Source organism: Marinomonas sp. ATLA20, assembly GCF_057180105.1.
The window spans coordinates 42,920-57,646 of the sequence record NZ_JBXUKU010000010.1; the positions used below are offsets into that span (position 1 = coordinate 42,920).

The following is a 14,727-nucleotide window of genomic DNA, read 5'->3' on the forward strand; positions in this document are numbered from 1 at the left end:
ATCAGCGGCATTTTGATGGACCCAAAAAGGAATCGACATGACAACACTTTTAATTTTTACCGATTTGGATGGCACATTACTCGATCATCATACCTACAGTTTCAAACCGGCACTGGCGACTTTACAGTCGCTGAAGACTTTTTCTATCCCTTGCGTCATCAACACCAGCAAGACATTTGTGGAGCTTATGTCTCTTAGACAGGAGCTCAATCATCAAGATGCTTTCATCGTGGAAAATGGCTCTGCCGTTTATATTCCTAAGCACTTGCGCCTTTTTGTCGACGAAACGCTCGAAGACTGTGGCGATTATTGGCGCAAGTCATTTGGCCCGAAACGAGACGAGCTGATCGAGCTAACCAATGACAAGCAAGAAGAATACACTTTTAAACGCTTCAGCGAGATGACTTGGCAGGAGCTGGTTTCCATCACTGGCTTGACTGAAGAAAGCGCCAAGCAAGCCATGCAGCGAGAGTTTACTGAACCCATGGTATGGACAGATTCCAACCTTGCTCTGAATACATTGCGTGAGGATCTTGCGCCATTTGGTGTGCAAATTCAAAAAGGCGGCCGCTTCGCACATTTGATGGGCAAGCACTGCGATAAGGCAAACGCCATGCTATGGCTTAAGGAATTGTACGAACAACAGAGCGAAGAAGGCATTACCACCATGGCACTGGGCGATGGCGAGAACGACGTAGGCATGTTGAGTAAAGCGGACATTCCGGTCGTCATTCGCTCTCCTATCCACGCGCCACCAGAAATTCCCAACCGTTGCGATGCTTGGCTAACCGATGCGTATGGTCCAGAAGGCTGGGCTCAGGCGGTTAATTTGCAACTCACTAAGCAAGGTATTTTGTAATCAACGGACAGAACAATAAACAAACCATTATTACGATTTTAGGAGAATGACTATGGGCGATTTTCATCAAAACGGCATTATCACCACACTTCACAATTTGGCACACCGTCCGTTAGAAGAAATGGAGCAAGAGCTGTGTGAGTTTGCGAAAACACGCCCTATGTCTCTTATCTTACCTTGTCTGTATTCCGAGCTGGAAACAGACGCCATGCCAAATATTTTGAAGCACTTGCAGCAAGTTCCCTACTTGTCTGAAATCATCATCGGCTTAGACCGAGCAACCGAAGACCAATATCGTCACGCCTTAGAGTTTTTCAGTGTATTACCACAAAACGTTAAAGTCCTTTGGAACGACGGCCCTCGACTAAGAGAAATTGATGGCGTGTTAAAAGGCGAGCACCTTTCGCCTTCCGATCCGGGTAAAGGCCGTAATGTGTGGTTCTGTATGGGTTACAACCTCGCCGCGGGTAAAGCCGAATCAATAGCCATGCACGATTGCGATATCGTCACTTATGACAGAGAACTTCTGGCACGCCTTATTTATCCGGTTGCTAACCCAAACTTTAACTACGAATTCTGTAAAGGCTTTTACGCTCGTGCAGCCAACGGAAAAATGAATGGTCGCGTCAGCCGTTTACTGGTGACACCTTTATTGTGCTCGCTCAAAAAAGTCTTTGGGCATTTGGATTACTTAGATTACCTAGACAGCTATCGTTATCCATTAGCAGGCGAGTTTTCTTTCCGTCGCGATGTGATGACGGATTTGCGCATTCCAAGTGACTGGGGCTTAGAAATTGGCGTACTGAGTGAGATGTACCGTAACTACTCGACCAACCGCTTGTGTCAGGTAGATATCGCTGATATTTACGATCACAAACACCAAGATTTATCAGCGGATAATGACGATGGCGGCTTATCTAAAATGTCCATCGACATTACCAAAGCCATTTTCAGAAAGCTGGCAACAAACGGGACGATTTTCAATCAAGAAACCTTCCGAACGATTAAAGCTACCTATTACCGTGTTGCTTTAGACTTCATTGAGACGTACCGAAACGATGCAGAAATTAATGGTCTAAAATTAGACGTGCATACCGAGGAGCAAGCAGTAGAACTGTTCGCTAGCAATATTATGAAAGCGGGTAACCAATATTTAGAAAATCCAATGGAGACGCCGTTTATTCCTAGCTGGAACCGTGTTGTGAGTGCCTTTCCGGGCGTCATGAATCAGCTTGCTCAAGCCGTCGAATTGGATATGGCCCAATACGGTCCTAAAAAATAGCTGGCCCTAAAAGTAATCTTTTTGCTAAGTTGAACCTTACTACGTTGCTTTTCAATCATTAAAAAAGACAGGTAGATAAACATGGAAAACGCTCCTTTGTCGCATCTAGAACAGCGCTTAATCGCTCATTTGCAAGTCATTTACCCAAGCTTGGACAATAAGGATTTGGCTTCAAAGTGCTTAGCCACATTTAATCTAGATCCGTCAACGGAGTCTCCTCGCCCCCATAGAAACTTATGGGACCAATCTGACATTATGCTTATTACCTATGCGGACACCTTGCGTAGAAAAGAAGAAGCGCCTTTGGAGACTTTGCATAAGTTCGTTAAAAGCAAATTGTCAGATTGTATTTCCGCCGTTCACCTACTGCCCTTTTTTCCGTATAGCTCAGATGATGGTTTTAGTGTGATGGATTACACCACCGTCAATCCATCCTGCGGTCGCTGGGCTGACGTGGTGAATCTTTCCAAAGACTTTAAAGTCATGGGTGACCTAGTCATCAACCATTGTTCAAGCCGAAGCATGTGGTTCGAAAATTACAAAGCAGGCGTTGAACCTGGGGCAAGCTTCTTTTACGAAGCGGACCCAAACGCAGATCTAAGCGCGGTGGTTCGCCCTAGAACCTCGCCGCTGTTACGAGAAGTACAAACGAAAAACGGTGAGAAACACGTTTGGTGTACTTTCAGTCATGATCAGGTGGATTTGAATTTTGAGAACCCTGCTGTTCTTTTAGAGTTTCTGCGCATTATTCGTTTGTACCTTGAAAAAGGCATTCGATGGTTTCGCTTGGACGCGGTGGCGTTTCTTTGGAAAATCCCTGGCACCTCTTGTATCAACTTGCCACAGACCCATGAAATGATTCGCTTATTGCGATTGATGATTGAACATTACGCCCCAGAATCTGTGATCATCACCGAAACCAACATACCGAACCAGGAAAACCTAACCTATTTCGGTAATGCCAACGAAGCCCACTTGATTTACAACTTTTCCTTGCCGCCTCTGCTTATTAACAGTTTGGTAACGGGAAACAGCAATCACTTAAAACAATGGTTAATGAGCATGACACCGGCTCAGCAAGGGACGACCTACTTAAACTTTATCGCCTCACATGATGGCATTGGATTACGTCCGACAGAAGGCTTGCTGTCTGAATGGGAGCTGGAAACACTGATTAATACCATGAAACGCTTTGGCGGCAAAATAAGCTCACGCACCACGCCACAAGGTGAAGCCAAACCGTATGAAATTAATATCAGTCTATGGAATGCATTATCTGGCTCAGCACAACATGGTCCAGACAAATGGCAGTTCGCTCGCTTTTTATGTGCTGCTGGCGTCATGATGGCACTAGAAGGTGTGCCCGCTTTTTATATACATAGCTTATTTGGCACAGAAAACGATTTAGAAAGAGTGGACAACACTGGTCACTTCCGCTCAATTAACCGTCATATTTGGGACATGGAAGATTTAGAGCATGTGTTAAACACACCGACTCATCATCAAAAAGTCTTCCAAAGCGTTACTAAACTGACGCAAATTCGTCGTGCTCAACCCGCTTTCCACCCAAATGCCACGCAGTACGTTTTGCACATGGGCGAAAACCTGTTTGCCTTCTGGCGCCAAAGCTTAGACAGACGCCAAAGCCTATTTGCGGTCTACAATATGACGGATCAACCACAAAGCTTTAATTTGTCTGAACTGAACCTAATCGCTACCGATGATTGGACAGATTTAGTATCAGAACAAGTGTACGAAGACCATTTAGGCAAGATCACCCTAATGCCCTATCAGTTTGTATGGCTGGCAAATAAAAGAGGGAAAATTAAAAACAGCTAAAACCTGTTTCAGGTTTAGCAACGTATCGTATCTCGTTTTAGTGCCAACACTTACCGACAAAAGTGAGAGAATGGTAACCATTATCAATAATTGGTAATGGTTATTTTATTTTAAGACTCATAGATAGGTAATTGTGAAGATGACAAAGTTAAAACAAATATTAGCCATAGGAACTTTGCTGGCATTTAGCCAACTATCAACGGCTGAAACAAGGTTACCCACCGCTGCTATCTTTGACCTAGGCAGCTTAGACACCATGACAGAGCTAGGGCTAGAAAACCAAGTCGCAGGCGTTCCTAAACAAGTCATCCCTAAATATTTACAGCAGTTTAACGATGCGCGCTATGCCGACATTGGTGGTTTAAAGTCACCAGACTTAGCGACTCTAAATACAGTCAACCCAGACCTTATTATCATTACCGGCCGCCAAGCAGGCCAAAAAGATAAGCTGGCAGCCATTAGTGCAGTAAAACAGGTGAACATTTCTGGTGAGAACTATTGGCATGATCTTAGTGACAACGTCACCTCCATTGCCACTCTATTTCATGTGCAAGACAAAGCAAAAAACGCCCTTGCTGATTTAAAAAGCAATATAGAATCCACAAAGAAAAGACTAAATAAAGATGCAACCGTTTTGGTCGTGACTCATAACAATGGCTCTTTAGGCTTAAGAGAAGACGCCATTAGCAGCCAGCTTTTAGGGTTAAAAACCGCAAAAATCCCAGCTCATGTAAAATCCCATAAACGCGGCATTCGAACGTTCACACCGCTTACCGTTAGTGATATCGCTGAAACAAACCCAACCGCCTTATTTATCGTTGACCGCAGCAAAGCAATTGGCAATACAAACGAAGCGCTCGACATAAATACATTAAAAGCAGACCTTGCCGCTCAAGGTGCCAGCTCTATTAAAGTCACTTATTTATCGCCTCAACTTTGGTACTTATCCGGTAATGGTTTGCAAAGTGTGCGCATGCAAGTGAAAGAAATCGCTGAAGGGCTGTAATAATTAGCCTAACTGACAATTCCAAATACAAAAAAATCCCTCGCTGACATCATCAACGAGGGATTTTTATACTTTCAGTTTTCCGCTTTTGCGTTTTTATTCAGTGGCTCACGGTTTTAGAAAAAACATTAATAACCACCACACCAGCGATAATCAAAGACATACCAATACACGCTGCTAGATCAAGTTTTTCGTTAGCAAAGAGATAGCCAAACACCGAGATCAACACTATCCCTAACCCAGACCAAATGGCGTATGTCACCCCTGTCGGCATAGATCGCATAACAATAGTTAGCAAGTAAAAAGACACTCCATAACCTATCACCAGCACAACACTTGGGACCAATTTAGTGAAAGACTCAGACGCTTTTAACGCAGTGGTTGCAATCACTTCCGCCAATATGGCGAGAAACAAAATAAAATACGTCATAAGCCATTCCCCAAATTGTCGACTCCGAACGGAACCGGTTTTTATTTAGCGCCTTCCAATTCAACATCTTCAATATCAATGTCTTCTAGGTCTATGTCCTCAGCTAAGAAGCCACCGGTCTGGTGTGCCCAAAGCGAAGCGTAGATGCCTTTATGCTGAATCAACTCTTCATGGCTACCCTGCTCTACAATATTGCCTTTATCCAAAACAATCAGGCGATCCATTGCGGCGATCGTCGATAGGCGGTGAGCAATGGCAATAACCGTTTTACCTTGCATCAATTTGTACAAACTTTCCTGTATCGCGGCTTCTACTTCAGAATCCAAGGCGGATGTCGCTTCGTCTAAAATCAGCAAAGGCGCATCTTTCAGTAACACTCGGGCGATCGCGATACGCTGACGCTGACCACCAGACAGTTTGATACCACGCTCACCCACCATGGCATCATAGCCAGCATTGCCGAATGGATCGGTTAGGTCTTGAATGAAATCATGGGCTTCGGCTTGTTTCGCTGCGGCAATCATTTCTTCTTCTGTCGCATCAGGTCGACCGTAAAGCAAGTTTTCACGAACCGTTCTATGCAGCAAAGACGTATCTTGCGTCACCATGCCGATTTGCCCTCGCAGCGAGTCTTGCTTAACACCGCTGATGTCTTGACCATCAATGCGGATTTGACCCGATTCGATATCATGAAAACGCATTAGCAAATTCACAATGGTGGATTTCCCCGCACCTGAGCGACCAACTAGACCGACTTTTTCGCCGGCTTTAATCGACAAGACTAGGTTTTCAATCACCTTGCTGTCTTGCTTGCCATAATGGAAATTCACTGCGTCGTATTCAATAAAGCCATTAGGAACAGAAAGCGCTGGCGCATTTGGCTCGTCCTCTATTTCTATAGGACGAGAAAGGGTTTTCATGCCGTCATTCACCATGCCAATATTTTCAAATAAAGCACTGATTTCCCACATGATCCACTGAGACATACCATTAAGTCTCAGCGCTAAACTCACCGCAATTGCGATCGCACCAACACTAATAATACTGCCAGTCCATAACCAAATAGATAATGCCGCCACCGAAAATGCCAAAATGTAATTACAGGTTTGCACGCCTACATTAAGCATGGTGACCAAGCGCATTTGTTTATAAACCGTTTGTAAGAAGCCATCCATGCCGTCTTTGGCGTAATCGGCTTCTCTTTGATGGTGAGAAAAAAGCTTCACCGTCGAAATATTACTGTAGCTGTCGACCACTCGGCCGGTCATGGTTGAGCGCGCATCGGCTTGATCAGCAGAGACCTTTTTCAGCTTAGGAACAAAATACATTTGCAGTAAAACATAGCAAACCAACCAGCCAAGCATTGGAATCATTAGGCGATAATCAGCTTTGGCAATCAGCACCACCATAGAGATGAAATACACGCCGATATAAACCAACACATCAAGCAATTTCATCACAGTTTCGCGTACAGCAAGAGAGGTTTGCATCACCTTAGTCGAAATACGGCCAGCAAATTCATCCTGAAAGAAAGACATACTTTGGCGTAAAATATAATGGTGCGACAACCAACGAATACGCATCGGGTAATTACCCAAAAGCGTTTGATGAATAATAGCCGAATGTAAAAATGTCACTAATGGCATGAGCACTAGAATCATTAATGACATCAACAATAAATGCTTACTTTCTTCTGCAAAAAAGGTCTCTGGGTTCTTGTTAATCAGCCAGTCAACCAATTGCCCCATGAAGCTGAACAAGGTGACTTCCAAAATGGCAATGGCCGCGGTTAACACAGACATTATTACAAGTGGTATTTCGACTCCTTTCGAGTAATAACGACAAAATGCATACAGCGTTTTTGGCGCTTGTGCAGCTTCTGTATCTGGGTATGCAGGCACCCATTTTTCAAAAAAACGTAACATAATTTACCTTTATTCAACCTTTTAACTGCGACGCCACTGGAAAACAAAACCACAATGGGTGCAAGACAGGACAAAAACAGAGTGTCTTTGCCGTATAGAAATGATTTTGAAATTGAACCACGTTCCATAAATGAAAACCAGAAAATATACTCCTTTCAAATTATGGGCCATTCGGTTTTACTTAGTGTTTGCACAATTAAACAAAAAGACTCTGTGTAAACCGATTATAATCTATTAAGCTTTTTTTGGGTTTGTAACATTGATCCGATAAAACCGACTAACCGAATCGACCTAAGTTGTTATATGAAACTCACACTCCCTATTGTTATCGTCCTCGGGCTTTTAGCCGGACTCACGCCGTTAGCGATCGATGCCTATTTACCAAGTATTCCCAGTATTTCTGAAAGTCTAGATACTGACATTGGCCTTATTCAGATGACTCTGAGTATTTATTTGCTGGTATTTGCCTTTCTACAAATTCTTTTTGGCCCGATTTCAGATGCCATTGGTCGCCGCAAAGTTATCGTTGGCGGTTTGATCATTTTTGCGATTGGCAGTTTTATTTGCGCATTAACTCAAAGTTACGAGATGTTGCTGGTTGGGCGTGCAACTCAAGCCATAGGCGGTGCCGCTGTTGCTGTGTGCGTTCCAGCGTTAGTCAAAGATGGCATGTCGATTAACCAATTTGCCAAAGCCATGTCAATGATTATGCTAGTCATGGCCTTGGCACCTTTAGCAGCACCTATTATAGGTGGTGCTATCCTCACAATACTAAATTGGCACTATATTTTTGTCATGCTGGGTATTTTAGCCATTATTTCTATCGCGTTATTTCTACGCACTATTCCAGAGACATTACCAAGGGAAAAACGCACGCCCTTCTCGTTTGGTAACGCCATTCGCAACTATATTATTTTGATTAAAAACCGCTCAGTAATGGGTTATATCGTGGCTTCTGCCTTTTATTTTGCTGGCATGATGAGTTTTATTACTGGCTGCTCTTTTGTGTATATTGAAATATATGGGGTTGATCCTGCTAATTTTGGTTTCTTAGTGGGCTTGAACGTTATTTCTATGATGCTGGCTTCCACTATTAATGGCCGCTATGTGGAAAAACTTGGTACCGAAGTGCTCTCAAAATACGCCATTTATATTCCCCTAGCGTCTTCTGCTTTCATGATTATTCTTAGCTTTTTTGATCGTCCACCGCTTTGGATGATTATCATTGCTAGCATGTCATTTATGGGACCAATGGGGATTTTAGGTGGTGGATTCATGGCCGGCGCATTGAAACACGCTGGCAACAACAACGGCAGTGTCACAGCACTAGCAGGAACCTCTCGCTTTGCTTTTGGCGCCCTAGGCGGTGCCGTTATCAGTGTGCTTCACAACGGTACGTTTGTCCCAATGCTTGGCACCATTGCTGCTTGTGGCATAATTGCTTTTGTTTGCTTAAAGGTAACGGTTCGATATGCCGAATCGACCATTGAACAATAATACTTTTTTACAATTCAATATTTTCAAAAAATACATTTTATATATCAAATGGAGTCCCAATGCTAAGTACTCAAACGCTCATAGAAAAAATCAAAAGCACACCTGAGCAAGTACAGTTTAAAGAAGTGATAGATGTGATTGAACGCGAATACGAGTTCACACCTGCCGAGTTTACTAATGGCAAACAGGCAAATGGCATTAATGAAAACAATGGCTCTTGTAAGATTTTTTCTTTCGGATCTATTCACCAGCTTACCGAAGTGGAAACACTAAACTTATTTGGCGATTTTTACCGTGTTGATGTTTTAGAGAACCCTGAAGCCGCAGATCATCAAAACATTCGTCAATTCATCGAAAATGGCTGGAGTGGTATTCATTTCACCACGACAGCTCTCGTTCAAAATAGCTAATATAAAAAACGCCGCAACCCAATATGTATTGCAAGTTGTGGCGTTTACTGCCAAACCTAAAACCGCCTAATATTTGTCTTAATTGTTGAAATTCCCTCTTAGAAAATGCGATAGTGCTACACACTGCATACTATGAGGTGGTTATGGAATTAGTGGCATTTGATCTAGACGGAACCCTACTGAACAAGCATCAGCGTCTATCTGATTACACACTCGATACTCTTGAACGCTTAAAAGCCGCAGGGGTTTTCTACACAGTCGCGACAGGCCGCACACATTTTGCTGCGATGCCTTGTATCGAAGGCCATGAATTTCCCAACTGGCAAATATTCAAAAATGGCGTTGAATGGTGGGATCCTCAACAAAATCTTTATCGCCACAGAAACCTTCTGTCACAAAGTCATATATCTGAACTTCTTAGCTCTTTTGAAGAACACCAAGTGACGCCTTTTATATTCTGTCTAGAAGACGATGGCTCACACAGAGTCTATCACTCTCCCCTAACAGGGCATTTGAGCGACCACATCGCCAATGAGTTGGGGAATCATAAAAACATGAGCCTTCACCCTATAACGGAGCTATCTCACAGCGCAAAAATCACCAATATTAGCGCCATGGGACGACCTGAGTTTATTGAAAAAATCATCTCAGATAGTCAACAACATAGCCATTTGACCGCCTATTCAGGTGGTGGTATTTATAATCCTGACGCATTCTGGTTAGACATCCACCACAGCAATGTTTGTAAAGGTTCTGCATTGATGGAACTAAAAGAAGAAATTGGTGCCGAAAGATTGGTAGTATTTGGTGATGGAGACAATGATCTGTCTATGTTCTCTGCTTCAGATGAGGCATTTGCAACGGACAACGCATTACTTCATATAAAGGATGCTGCTACTGATGTCATTGGTCATCATGATGAAGACGGCGTCGCTAGGTATCTAAGAAAAAGGTACAACTTGTGATCTTATGTTTAGGGGTTGATTTACAAAATTCCTCCTCCATTAACTAAAAGACAACACATTAAGCCTTTACCCAACGATCATTTTGAACCATGATTGTTAAAAGAATAATTAGTTTGGAGAAATGCCATGTTTGAATTTTTGTTATTCATCGCTGCCTGCGCAGCAATTGCTTTCTTGGTAGCCAATATCCAGAAATCTGCTGCACAACCGAAAACAAAGCTACAACCAATCAAGATTGAACGCGAAGAAGTACGCCGTCCAGTTCCACGACATAGACGTCCATACTAAATAGCCCTTTCTCCATTCTATCTAAATGCCAGATTGATTTTTTAATCTGGCATTTATGCATTGATGCCGTATTCTTTTAGTTTATTTGCTATCGCGCTATGGCTCATATTGACCGCTTTCGCCAATTTCCTTGTACTAGGAAAGTTTGGATAGAGTCGTTTCAAAAGCGCTGCCTCCCATTGTTTTACGGTCACCTCCAACGAATCATCAATCAGCACGATATCTGTCATAGATTCATTCTCTGGCAATAAAACATCGTTCGTTTGCCATTCTTCACCTTTCGTCGTTAGTAAAGTTTGTAGGCAGATGTTTTGTAACTCTTTCAAATTGCCAGGCCAAGCATACAAAGCCAGTTTCGTTAACGCCCCCTTTGAAACAGCAGGAACGGATAAACGGTAACGCTCAGCTTGAGCTGAAATGACTTGCTGAACCAAGCCTTCTATGTCTTCTTTTCTCTCTCGCAATGCTGGCATAGACAACACTAATGTTGCCAAAGAAAAATACAGACCTTTATTTAACGCCTCGCTATTACTCAGTGCCGCTTGATTTAACGAAGACAGACTGACTAAACGAACATTGTTATCAAGACTGGTGTTTTCACCAGGCTGACGCGTCAACCAAGCGGCCAAATCTAACTGTACTGGTTCATCAAGGCATTCAATATCTTCAATCACAAACCAACCTGACATCCTATCGAGCTGAGTAATATCATCTTTGGTCAGCTCGCGCGCATTGCGAATCAGCAACTGAGCGTCTCTGTCGCCCTGGCGTCTTTGCCAATGCTGAAACAAGGCGTCAATCAAATCTCGTTTGCCTGTCCCAGCCTCTCCTTGAACCAATAAAGGCATAGGCACTTCAACGAACGCTTTGGCTTGAAGCAACGTCCGACTCATTGCCTCGCTTTTCATGACCGCTGATTGGAAATAGGTTTCTAAATAGTTTTCTGCATCAGGCGCTTGCTTTAAGCTCTCTGTTTGTCGGTCTAAGCGCGTTTTAGATTTCAAATAAATGACGGTGCCCGCAGGGTTAGCGATGCCGTCGTCATCACTTACAAAAATCGGCTTCATTTCTAGCAATAACGTTTTGTTACGAATACGAATGCGCTTACTCATGCCATCACGCGGGTTCGCCCACGCGTCCTTGGGGACATTGATTCCTTTAATGAACTGCTGAACGGGTTTATGCAGCAGATTCAACACTGGCACATTTAAATCTTCTGCAGCAAGCTCAGTTACCATGGTGATGTTGCCTTTCAGGTCAACCGAAATCACACCATCCGGTAAGGCTTCTAATAGAGTATAGAGAGCGTTGTGCTCTCTTTCAGAGGGCGTAAACATCACGGTTTTGACATCTTCAACACTGTCTAAACGACGAATATCCGCCAATAAATGCTGTAACTTTGAAAAAGGAATATCGGAAAAGCCGCAATAAATACAACGTCTTTTGGTATCTACCTCCACTAAGCGCATATCGATACCATGGGGAATAAATAGATCGAGAGCTTCTCGCACCATACCTATTCTGTCTTCACATTGTATTTCTAATCTCATTACTTCTCTCTTAGCTTTCTTTTTGACTCTCTTTTTAAGAGACGGAAACGGCGGATTTAGAACTTAGCAATAATAGATTCTTCTGCGGAGCAAAGCTTCCATAAAGCGGCAATACCGCAGCCCCCAAGACACCAGCCGTATGACCTGTTTGAGCAATACGTATCGCCGGCAGAGGCAGCATACTGTGGGCCGTTAGCGCATTTTCAATACAAGCAATTAACGCGACCAATACTGGTGACGGCAAACGACCACCAATCAAAATGGCTTCTGGATCATATAAAGCCACCACTGACGCCAAAGCGGGCGTCACTTCAAACGCCACTTCACTTGCCCACTGCTGGATAAGTTTAGCGTACTCGGAATCAAGCCACAGATCATCCTTAGTCGGCCACTGAGCTTGCTTATCAGCAAGAAATCGACGCAGCGAAGACACAGACAAGGCCTCAAGAATCCATTTACCATGCTTGCCTGTTGTCGTTGGAATTAACCCAAAACTGCCTGCTTTTCCATGAGCGCCAGAGTAACACTCGCCATTGGCAACAAAGCTGCCGCCACAAGCCGTACTCACAAAGAGATAAAAAAAGTCCCGCTGAGGAGTAACCGACGCCAGCAACAATTCACTGGTCGCCGCTGCAACGGCATCATTTTCACAGAAGCATGGCACGCCAGTTAGATCCATTAACCAAGTCTCAAAAGCGTCTGACTGCCAATAAGCCAAAGCGGCTTTTAGGCTATTTAAGTCTGCCCTTTGATCTGAATCGGTGACTAAGGTTTCTAACCAAGAATCCATATAGTCAGGCCTTGCTAAACCGATTCCTTGAACTTTATTCCAGTCTTCCCCTAACGTTGCCTTCACTTCTTCAATTAAATCTTGAGCAATTTTTTTCGCTAAGTTTTCTGTGGGGAAAGACACCATTCGCTCTAACAAGAGCACACAAGCGCCACTAAAATCTAACAAAGCGGCACTGATATGGTCGCGATCAACATTGATACCCAATCCATAAGCACCTTTTTTGTTGATACTAAGCTTTATAGAGGGCTGACCGCGACGGCCTTTTACTTTGCCATCCACTTGCAGTAATTGTCTTTCGAGCAAAGAGGACGTGATCACAGAAATCGTCTGAGCACTTAACCCTGTTTGTTCAGCAATCTTCACTCGGGAGATTTCAGGATGCTGCCGTACCAAATGCAGAATAATACGTTCATTGTAAATGCGACTTTGTTCCGAAGTACTACCAGATGACGTCATATAGCTCCCGCTATTTAATAAATCTAATTGATTTAATAATATAACCTATTAAGATGGAATAACGTTCTAAGACATTGCCCACTTAATGGCAAAGTATCTTTTCAAAAATAACAAGCTCGTATTATAGCGCAGAGCAAAAGCAAAGGACGATATCATGCATTCTTTTCCAGAGTTTACCTCCACCCTTTTTTTAAAAGACCACATCCAATCAACCATGCAATTCTATCACCCAAACTGCATTGATCCTGCGGGAGGCTTCTTTCAATTTTTCAAAGACAACGGCGATATTTACGACACAGATACCCGTCATCTGGTCAGCAGTACTCGTTTCGTTTTTAATTACGCAAAAGCGTATCAAGCAGAAGGCAAAGCCGAGTATTTGGACGCCACTCGCCACGGCTTAAACTATTTGAGAAATCGTCATCACAGAGAAAATGGTGGTTACGTATGGCTGCTCAATCAACAACAAAATATTGATGAAACCAACCACTGCTATGGCTTTGCTTTTGTTATGCTTGCTTACGCAACCGCTTATAAAGCGGGTGTAGAAGAAGCAAAACCCTGGATTCAAGAGACCTTTGACACCATGGAGCAACATTTTTGGGACGCTGAGTTTGGCCTATACAAAGATGAAATATCCAGTGATTGGCAAACTGTGTCACCCTACCGTGGGCAGAATGCCAACATGCATAGCTGTGAAGCACTGCTTGCTGCTTACGACGCGACTAACGAAAAACGCTACCTAGAACGAGCCATCACACTGGCGAGCAATATATGCTTACGCCAAGCCGCTCTCGCTGGCGGGGAAATCTGGGAACATTACACGACTGACTGGCAAGTTGATTGGGACTATAACAAAGCGGACCCAAAGCATTTATTTCGCCCTTGGGGATTTCAACCAGGCCATCAAACAGAATGGGCCAAATTGCTACTATTGATCCACCAACGTTCGCCACTAGATTGGCTGATTCCAACGGCTCAAAAACTGTTTAATTCCGCATGGGAAAAATCGTGGGATGCGACCAACGGCGGCCTTTGTTATGGCTACGATCCACAAGGCAATGTTTGTGACGGTGACAAATACTTTTGGGTACAAGCCGAATCTTTTGCCGCTGCCGCTATGTTAGCCATCATGACCAAAGAAGAACATTATTGGGAAAAATATCAGCAGCTTTGGCAATACAGCTGGTCTCATATGATCGACCATGAATATGGAGCTTGGTTTCGAATTCTGACTCAAGACAATAAAGCCTTCGATGACTGCAAAAGCCCTGCTGGCAAAACCGACTACCACACCATGGGTGCTTGCTATGAAGTCATAGAGCAGCTCACCCAGTAATCCCGTAACTAACGTAAGGGCTATCATTCTATTCATAGCTAAAATGGAGTATGATGCAGCCCCTACGTTAGTGGACACGGGCCCCTTC

General features: G+C 43.6%; 13 protein-coding genes. 9 read left to right on the top strand and 4 right to left on the bottom strand.

What is annotated here, in order from left to right; genetic code table 11:
• Positions 1-37: 37 nt before the first annotated feature.
• From AC2A4J_RS15735 to AC2A4J_RS15750, 4 genes are all read left to right on the top strand, one after another.
• Positions 38-859 carry an HAD-IIB family hydrolase gene (locus tag AC2A4J_RS15735; protein ID WP_484176706.1) on the top strand — a complete coding sequence of 274 codons (822 nt, stop codon included), beginning with the start codon at positions 38-40 and terminating at the stop codon, positions 857-859.
• Positions 860-911: 52 nt separating this feature from the next.
• On the top strand, positions 912-2,141 hold the full coding sequence (locus tag AC2A4J_RS15740; protein WP_484176707.1) for a glycosyltransferase family protein: 1,230 nt from the start codon (positions 912-914) through the stop codon (positions 2,139-2,141).
• An 81-nt stretch (positions 2,142-2,222) separates the two neighbouring features.
• A complete protein-coding gene (locus AC2A4J_RS15745; RefSeq protein WP_255828745.1) occupies positions 2,223-3,980 on the top strand; it encodes an alpha-amylase family glycosyl hydrolase in 1,758 nt (585 codons plus the stop codon).
• A gap of 139 nt (positions 3,981-4,119) precedes the next feature.
• Complete coding sequence (locus tag AC2A4J_RS15750) at positions 4,120-4,986, top strand: ABC transporter substrate-binding protein (RefSeq protein ID WP_484176708.1); 867 nt, start codon at positions 4,120-4,122, stop codon at positions 4,984-4,986.
• A gap of 100 nt (positions 4,987-5,086) precedes the next feature.
• Here AC2A4J_RS15750 and AC2A4J_RS15755 read toward each other — a convergent pair whose 3' ends face one another.
• Entirely contained in the window at positions 5,087-5,416 is a 330-nt protein-coding gene (locus tag AC2A4J_RS15755) for a DMT family transporter (protein WP_255828743.1), read from the bottom strand.
• A gap of 41 nt (positions 5,417-5,457) precedes the next feature.
• Positions 5,458-7,341, bottom strand: coding sequence for an ABC transporter ATP-binding protein (locus AC2A4J_RS15760; protein WP_484176709.1), 1,884 nt, complete (start codon positions 7,339-7,341; stop codon positions 5,458-5,460).
• 303 nt (positions 7,342-7,644) lie between these two features.
• On the opposite strand from AC2A4J_RS15760, the gene AC2A4J_RS15765 reads away from it, so the two are divergent.
• The 4 genes from AC2A4J_RS15765 to AC2A4J_RS15780 all read left to right on the top strand — a co-directional run bounded on the left by AC2A4J_RS15765 (position 7,645) and on the right by AC2A4J_RS15780 (position 10,501).
• Positions 7,645-8,838: a Bcr/CflA family multidrug efflux MFS transporter gene (locus AC2A4J_RS15765; protein WP_484176710.1), complete on the top strand. Its 1,194-nt coding sequence runs from the start codon at positions 7,645-7,647 to the stop codon at positions 8,836-8,838.
• A gap of 59 nt (positions 8,839-8,897) precedes the next feature.
• Entirely contained in the window at positions 8,898-9,248 is a 351-nt protein-coding gene (locus tag AC2A4J_RS15770; protein ID WP_484176711.1) for a HopJ type III effector protein, read from the top strand.
• A gap of 143 nt (positions 9,249-9,391) precedes the next feature.
• Positions 9,392-10,213, top strand: a complete 822-nt coding sequence (locus AC2A4J_RS15775; protein WP_484176712.1) for an HAD-IIB family hydrolase — start codon at positions 9,392-9,394, stop codon at positions 10,211-10,213.
• A gap of 126 nt (positions 10,214-10,339) precedes the next feature.
• The gene (locus AC2A4J_RS15780) at positions 10,340-10,501 is read left to right on the top strand and encodes a hypothetical protein (RefSeq protein WP_484176713.1); all 162 of its coding nucleotides are present in this window, start codon (positions 10,340-10,342) and stop codon (positions 10,499-10,501) included.
• A 53-nt stretch (positions 10,502-10,554) separates the two neighbouring features.
• On the opposite strand, the gene AC2A4J_RS15785 is transcribed toward AC2A4J_RS15780, so the two are convergent.
• Together AC2A4J_RS15785 and AC2A4J_RS15790 are read right to left on the bottom strand one after the other, a co-directional pair.
• Complete coding sequence (locus AC2A4J_RS15785) at positions 10,555-12,051, bottom strand: TyrR/PhhR family helix-turn-helix DNA-binding protein (protein WP_484176714.1); 1,497 nt, start codon at positions 12,049-12,051, stop codon at positions 10,555-10,557.
• 34 nt (positions 12,052-12,085) lie between these two features.
• Positions 12,086-13,300, bottom strand: a complete 1,215-nt coding sequence (locus AC2A4J_RS15790; protein ID WP_484176715.1) for an ROK family transcriptional regulator — start codon at positions 13,298-13,300, stop codon at positions 12,086-12,088.
• 154 nt (positions 13,301-13,454) lie between these two features.
• On the opposite strand from AC2A4J_RS15790, the gene AC2A4J_RS15795 reads away from it, so the two are divergent.
• Positions 13,455-14,639 (top strand): AGE family epimerase/isomerase, encoded by a 1,185-nt coding sequence (locus AC2A4J_RS15795; protein WP_484176716.1) that lies wholly within the window; start codon positions 13,455-13,457, stop codon positions 14,637-14,639.
• Positions 14,640-14,727: the final 88 nt, after the last annotated feature.